2 tRNA genes and 2 rRNA genes are annotated in these 5241 nt (G+C 49.2%); all 4 read right to left on the bottom strand.

Annotation, left to right across the window (positions count from 1 at the left end):
* Positions 1 to 70: 70 nt before the first annotated feature.
* Positions 71 to 2961, bottom strand: a 23S ribosomal RNA gene (locus tag RMA95_RS00415).
* Positions 2962 to 3313: 352 nt separating this feature from the next.
* Positions 3314 to 3389 (bottom strand) — tRNA-Ala (locus tag RMA95_RS00410).
* Between the two features lie 55 nt (positions 3390 to 3444).
* A tRNA-Ile gene (locus tag RMA95_RS00405) sits at positions 3445 to 3521 on the bottom strand.
* Positions 3522 to 3580: 59 nt separating this feature from the next.
* Positions 3581 to 5118 (bottom strand): 16S ribosomal RNA (locus tag RMA95_RS00400).
* The 16S and 23S rRNA genes sit together here with 2 tRNA genes alongside, the layout of an rRNA operon.
* Between the last annotated feature and the right edge of the window lie 123 nt (positions 5119 to 5241).

The raw sequence follows: 5241 nt of genomic DNA, 5'->3' as shown, positions 1-5241 counted from the left end.
TAACTAAATCAAGTTTCTTTGTCGATTTATGAATCGATTGATGCTTTATATACAACTGCTTGGGTGTTGTATAGTCAAGCCTCACGAGCAATTAGTATTGGTCAGCTTCACATATCACTATGCTTCCACATCCAACCTATCAACGTCCTAGTCTCGAACGGCTCTTTAGAGGAATAAATTCCTAGGGAAATCTTATCTTGAGGTAGGCTTCCCGCTTAGATGCTTTCAGCGGTTATCCCTTCCGAACATAGCTACCCGGCGATGCGACTGGCGTCACAACCGGTACACCAGAGGTTCGTCCACTCTGGTCCTCTCGTACTAGGAGCAGATCCTCTCAAATTTCCAGCGCCCACGGTAGATAGGGACCGAACTGTCTCACGACGTTCTAAACCCAGCTCGCGTACCTCTTTAAATGGCGAACAGCCATACCCTTGGGACCTGCTTCAGCCCCAGGATGAGATGAGCCGACATCGAGGTGCCAAACACCGCCGTCGATATGAACTCTTGGGCGGTATCAGCCTGTTATCCCCAGAGTACCTTTTATCCGTTGAGCGATGGCCCTTCCATACAGAACCACCGGATCACTAAGACCTACTTTCGTACCTGCTCGACTTGTGGGTCTCGCAGTTAAGCGCGCTTTTGCCTTTATACTCTACGCGTGATTTCCGACCACGCTGAGCGCACCTTCGTACTCCTCCGTTACTCTTTAGGAGGAGACCGCCCCAGTCAAACTACCCACCAGACACGGTCCTCGTCCCGGATAACGGGACAGAGTTAGAACCTCAACATTACCAGGGTGGTATTTCAAGGACGGCTCCATTGGAACTAGCGTTCCAACTTCAAAGCCTCCCACCTATCCTACACAAGTAAGGTCAAAGTTCAGTGTCAAGCTGCAGTAAAGGTTCACGGGGTCTTTCCGTCTAGCCGCGGGTACACTGCATCTTCACAGCGATTTCGATTTCACTGAGCCTCTGCTGGAGACAGCGCCGCCATCATTATGCCATTCGTGCAGGTCGGAACTTACCCGACAAGGAATTTCGCTACCTTAGGACCGTTATAGTTACGGCCGCCGTTTACTGGGGCTTCGATCAAGAGCTTCGCTTACGCTAACCCCATCAATTAACCTTCCAGCACCGGGCAGGCATCACACCCTATACGTCCACTTTCGTGTTTGCAGAGTGCTATGTTTTTAATAAACAGTTGCAGCGGCCTGGTTTCTGCGGCTGTCATCAGCTCAGGAAGCAAGTTCCATCACCAACAACAGCGTACCTTCTCCCGAAGTTACGGTACCATTTTGCCTAGTTCCTTCAGCAGAGTTCTCTCAAGCGCCTTGGTCTACTCGACCTGACCACCTGTGTCGGTTTCGGGTACGATTCCTGTGTAACTGAAGCTTAGAGACTTTTCCTGGAAGCATGGTATCAGCCACTTCACTGTACAAGTACAGCTTGCTATCGGATCTCAGTATAGAGTACCCCGGATTTGCCTAAGATACATACCTACATCCTTCCACCTGGACAACCAACGCCAGGCTGACTTAACCTTCTCCGTCCTCTCATCGCATTACACAGAAGTATTGGAATATTAACCAATTTCCCATCGACTACGCCTTTCGGCCTCGCCTTAGGGGTCGACTCACCCAGCCCCGATTAACGTTGGACTGGAACCCTTGGTCTTTCGGCGAACGGGTTTTTCACCCGTTTTGTCGTTACTCACGTCAGCATTCGCACTTCTGATACCTCCAGCATACTTCTCAATACACCTTCATCGGCTTACAGAACGCTCCCCTACCACTTGACTAATGTCAAATCCGCAGCTTCGGCACATAGTTTTAGCCCCGTTACATCTTCCGCGCAGGCCGACTCGACTAGTGAGCTATTACGCTTTCTTTAAAGGGTGGCTGCTTCTAAGCCAACCTCCTAGCTGTCTATGCCTTCCCACATCGTTTCCCACTTAACTATGATTTTGGGGCCTTAGCTGGCGGTCTGGATTGTTTTCCTCTTGACTACGGACGTTAGCACCCGCAGTCTGTCTCCCGGATAGTACTCATAGGTATTCGGAGTTTGCATCGGTTTGGTAAGTCGGGATGACCCCCTAGCCGAAACAGTGCTCTACCCCCTATGGTATTCGTCCGAGGCGCTACCTAAATAGCTTTCGGGGAGAACCAGCTATCACCAGGCTTGATTAGCCTTTCACCCCTATCCACAAGTCATCCCCTGGCTTTTCAACGACAGTGGGTTCGGTCCTCCAGTTAGTGTTACCCAACCTTCAACCTGCTCATGGATAGATCGCCTGGTTTCGGGTCTATACCCAGCAACTAAACGCCCTATTAAGACTCGATTTCTCTACGGCTCCCCTATACGGTTAACCTCGCTACTGAATATAAGTCGCTGACCCATTATACAAAAGGTACGCAGTCACACCACGAAGGTGCTCCCACTGCTTGTATGCATGCGGTTTCAGGATCTATTTCACTCCCCTCACAGGGGTTCTTTTCGCCTTTCCCTCACGGTACTGGTTCACTATCGGTCAGTCAGGAGTATTTAGCCTTGGAGGATGGTCCCCCCATATTCAGACAAGGTTTCACGTGCCTCGCCCTACTCGTCATCATTATGTGTGCCCTTTCGTGTACGGGAATATCACCCTCTACGTTCGCACTTCCCAGAGCGTTCCACTAAAACACACATAACTTAATGGGCTGATCCCCGTTCGCTCGCCGCTACTGAGGGAATCTCAATTGATTTCTTTTCCTAAGGGTACTGAGATGTTTCACTTCCCCTCGTTCGCCTTGCAACACTATGTATTCATGTTGCAATACCTACCTTAAAGTAGGTGGGTTCCCCCATTCAGACATCTCCGGATCACAGGATATTTGCCGCCTCCCCGGAGCTTTTCGCAGGCTATCACGTCTTTCATCGCCTCTGACTGCCAAGGCATCCACCACATGCACTTAATTACTTGACTATACAACCCCAAACAGTCGTCAACACCTACAAGTGAGTGTTGTCCGTGCGATTCTTCATCGCTACTATCTGTTGTCTGTGTACTTAAACACTGTACAGCTTCAATCTAAATTCATATACCAAAACGCTTGATTCAGTTAATTTGCTAGTTCTCAATTCATCTAGATTAATTGCTTAATCTAAACTCTTGAGTGAACAATTTATTTCAGACTCAATTTTGCCAATCTGTTAATGAATAAACACGCCTTCGTCAGGTCATGCTTAATACCGTGATACTTAAATCACAGAAGTTAATAAACTAAGACCGAAATCTCTATTTACTAATTTCTGTAATCCGAACTTATCTTAAGTTCTGGTGGAGACTAGGAGAGTCGAACTCCTGACCTCCTGCGTGCAAAGCAGGCGCTCTACCAACTAAGCTAAGTCCCCAGCTTACATCATCAGTCATGTATCTTTTATCTATAACTTCAACCAGTCAAAGTCATGGTGGGTCTGACAAGACTTGAACTTGTGACCCCACGCTTATCAAGCGTGTGCTCTAACCAACTGAGCTACAGACCCTCAGATACATCTATGAAGAACAACTTGTTGTGGATTCTTACCAATCGTCAATCTTTCGTTAAGGAGGTGATCCAGCCGCAGGTTCCCCTACGGCTACCTTGTTACGACTTCACCCCAGTCATCGGCCACACCGTGGTAACCGCCCTCTTTGCAGTTAGGCTAGCTACTTCTGGTGCAACAAACTCCCATGGTGTGACGGGCGGTGTGTACAAGGCCCGGGAACGTATTCACCGCGGCATTCTGATCCGCGATTACTAGCGATTCCGACTTCATGGAGTCGAGTTGCAGACTCCAATCCGGACTACGATCGGCTTTTTGAGATTAGCATCACATCGCTGTGTAGCAACCCTTTGTACCGACCATTGTAGCACGTGTGTAGCCCTGGCCGTAAGGGCCATGATGACTTGACGTCGTCCCCGCCTTCCTCCAGTTTGTCACTGGCAGTATCCTTAAAGTTCCCGACATTACTCGCTGGCAAATAAGGAAAAGGGTTGCGCTCGTTGCGGGACTTAACCCAACATCTCACGACACGAGCTGACGACAGCCATGCAGCACCTGTATGTAAGTTCCCGAAGGCACCAATCCATCTCTGGAAAGTTCTTACTATGTCAAGGCCAGGTAAGGTTCTTCGCGTTGCATCGAATTAAACCACATGCTCCACCGCTTGTGCGGGCCCCCGTCAATTCATTTGAGTTTTAGTCTTGCGACCGTACTCCCCAGGCGGTCTACTTATCGCGTTAGCTGCGCCACTAAAGCCTCAAAGGCCCCAACGGCTAGTAGACATCGTTTACGGCATGGACTACCAGGGTATCTAATCCTGTTTGCTCCCCATGCTTTCGCACCTCAGCGTCAGTGTTAGGCCAGATGGCTGCCTTCGCCATCGGTATTCCTCCAGATCTCTACGCATTTCACCGCTACACCTGGAATTCTACCATCCTCTCCCACACTCTAGCTAACCAGTATCGAATGCAATTCCCAAGTTAAGCTCGGGGATTTCACATTTGACTTAATTAGCCGCCTACGCGCGCTTTACGCCCAGTAAATCCGATTAACGCTTGCACCCTCTGTATTACCGCGGCTGCTGGCACAGAGTTAGCCGGTGCTTATTCTGCGAGTAACGTCCACTATCTGAAGGTATTAACTTCAGTAGCCTCCTCCTCGCTTAAAGTGCTTTACAACCATAAGGCCTTCTTCACACACGCGGCATGGCTGGATCAGGCTTGCGCCCATTGTCCAATATTCCCCACTGCTGCCTCCCGTAGGAGTCTGGGCCGTGTCTCAGTCCCAGTGTGGCGGATCATCCTCTCAGACCCGCTACAGATCGTCGCCTTGGTAGGCCTTTACCCCACCAACTAGCTAATCCGACTTAGGCTCATCTATTAGCGCAAGGTCCGAAGATCCCCTGCTTTCTCCCGTAGGACGTATGCGGTATTAGCATCCCTTTCGAGATGTTGTCCCCCACTAATAGGCAGATTCCTAAGCATTACTCACCCGTCCGCCGCTAGGTCCAGTAGCAAGCTACCTTTCCCCGCTCGACTTGCATGTGTTAAGCCTGCCGCCAGCGTTCAATCTGAGCCATGATCAAACTCTTCAGTTAAAATCATTTTGCACCTTATTTAAAGACAAGGTGCCAATTCTGGCTCATCAATTACTGACTTAAATTTCGCTCAAATAAACTTCGAGTAATTTAAACCAATCAATCAATGAAAATTATTTCGAT

Source organism: Acinetobacter sp. V110_1, assembly GCF_031798975.1.
GTDB lineage: Bacteria > Pseudomonadota > Gammaproteobacteria > Pseudomonadales > Moraxellaceae > Acinetobacter > Acinetobacter nosocomialis_A.
Note: the sequence above shows the minus strand (reverse complement) of the source record. Positions and strands in the feature narration are given on the sequence as shown.